This window comes from Nocardioides sp., assembly GCF_031422975.1.
Taxonomy (GTDB): Bacteria; Actinomycetota; Actinomycetes; order Propionibacteriales; family Nocardioidaceae; genus Nocardioides.
The window spans coordinates 1-1,947 of sequence record NZ_JANPEO010000015.1; the positions used below are offsets into that span (position 1 = coordinate 1).

At 66.1% G+C, this 1,947-nt stretch carries 3 protein-coding genes; all 3 read left to right on the top strand.

The features are described from left to right. A partial coding sequence (locus RMO85_RS00610) for an aromatic ring-hydroxylating dioxygenase subunit alpha (protein WP_310525799.1) occupies positions 1 to 1,025 on the top strand: 1,025 nt, incomplete at its 5' end. Next, on the top strand, positions 1,018 to 1,314 hold the full coding sequence (locus RMO85_RS00615; RefSeq protein ID WP_310525801.1) for a hypothetical protein: 297 nt from the start codon (positions 1,018 to 1,020) through the stop codon (positions 1,312 to 1,314). The genes RMO85_RS00610 and RMO85_RS00615, both read left to right, overlap by 8 nt. After that, on the top strand, positions 1,314 to 1,947 hold a 634-nt coding region (locus tag RMO85_RS00620), incomplete at its 3' end, for an HAD-IA family hydrolase (RefSeq protein WP_310525802.1). The genes RMO85_RS00615 and RMO85_RS00620, both read left to right, overlap by 1 nt.

Sequence of the window (1,947 nt, forward strand, 5' to 3'; positions counted from 1 at the left end):
GAATCGTGCACGAGGACGGCATCCGCTGCGGCTACCACGGTTGGAAGTACGACTTCGACGGACAGTGCGTCGAGCAGCCAGCCGAGAACGACAACACCACGTTCCGCGAGAAGATCAAGGCCAAGGCCGGCTCCGCCCAGACGATGGGCGGGATGGTCTGGGTGTACGTCGGCCCCGCTCCGGTGCCCGAACTGCCACCGTTCGACGTCTACGTGCTCGACGGCATTCGCGAGGTCGGCACAGCGACGTTGCCGTGCAACTGGCTGCAGATCATGGAGAACTCCGTAGACCCGCACCACGTCGAGTGGCTTCACGGCGCCTACTTCCAGTTCCTGGGCGAGACACAGGGGTTCGAGGCACCCAAGTCCTTCCAGAAGAAACACATGAAGGTCGCGTTCGAGGAGTTCGAGTACGGCATCATCAAGCGCCGCGTGCTCGAGGGCCACAGCGAGGAGAACGACGACTGGGCCATCGGCCACCCACTGATGTTCCCCTACGGAATGCGCGTCGGCGGCCAGTGGATCGACCAGATGCAGATCCGGGTGCCGATCGACGACACCACGACCTGGAAACTCTTCTACACCCTCCACCACCCCGAGGGTGGGGAGTGGGAGAAGCAGGATCGGCCTGCGGTCTACGAGTTCCCGTTCCGCGACGAGAACGGCGAGTTCATCACTGACTACGTCGAGGGGCAGGACGTGATGGCGTGGGTCTCGCAGGGCCCGATCACTGACCGCTCGCAGGAACACCTCGGGCGCTCCGACCAGGGCGTCGCGATGCTCCGGAAGATGTTCAAGGAGGCAATGGCCGCGGTTGAGGACGGCGAGGACCCGCCGGGCGTCGTACGAGAGAAGCACGAGGTCATTCACCTGCCCTGCGAGAAGGACAAGTTCGGTGCCGGCACCGAGTTCGTCGACGCGTGGATCAACGGCGGGTCGATGCGCTATAGCCCGATCCGTGAAGAGCTGCTCGCTCTGCACCACGCCGCCGCAGATGCCCGCGAAAAGGCCGGGTCCGGTGCCTGATCTCAACGAGGAAGCGCGGCGCGCTGCCCACCACGGGCCGATGCCGGCGCTTCCTCCTGACCCCTACCGGCTGCCGCCACCGGGCGACTGGTTCGCCTCCGACGCCGCCCACCATCTCTTGGACAAGCCGAAGTTCTGTCCGGGGTGCTCCGCGTCCCTGGAGCGCGGCCTGATCACGGAGTGGTGGAGCAGTACGGACCGCGTATTCCTCACCTGGTGCGCGGAGTGCCATTGGACCGGCAACGTGGTGCTGTTCGACCGGGCCGTCATCGAGGAACCCGAGCACTGATGTCTGCAGCCCTTGTGCTCGACTTCGGCGGCCCGGTGCTGCTGACTCCCTTCGAGCTCGTCGCCAACCAGCCCGGGACACCCGCATACGCCCTGCTCCACCAGCGCGGTCCACTGGCCACGGCCGAGCAGCCGGACCCGGTCTGGGAGGACCTGCAGGCTGGGCGGATCACCGAACGCGCCTACTGGGATGCCCGGGCCGAGCAGTGGCACGAATCAGGCGGGCAGGAGCCCGACATTCGGGCCATGATCGCGCACCTCTACGACCCGCCACGACCTGAACTCGTACGCGAGCACGCTCGGATCTTGGTTCGGGACGCGCGTCAGGCCGGACTTCGGGTCGCCATCCTCACCAATGACCTGCGGGCGTTCCACAGCGAGGAATGGATCCAGAGGATCGAGATCGTGGGTGACATGGACGTGGTCGTCGACGGGTCCGTCGAGGGTCACCTCAAGCCCGCGCCCCGTCTCTACGAGCTGCTCGCGGAGCGGCTCGGCGTCACGTACGCCGACATGGTCTTCCTCGACGATCAGCGCACGAACATCCGCGGTGCCGAGGCACTGGGCATCGCCTCGGTGTGGTTCGACGTCACGGACCCGGATACGTCCTATGCCGAGGTGCGCAAGCTCCTCG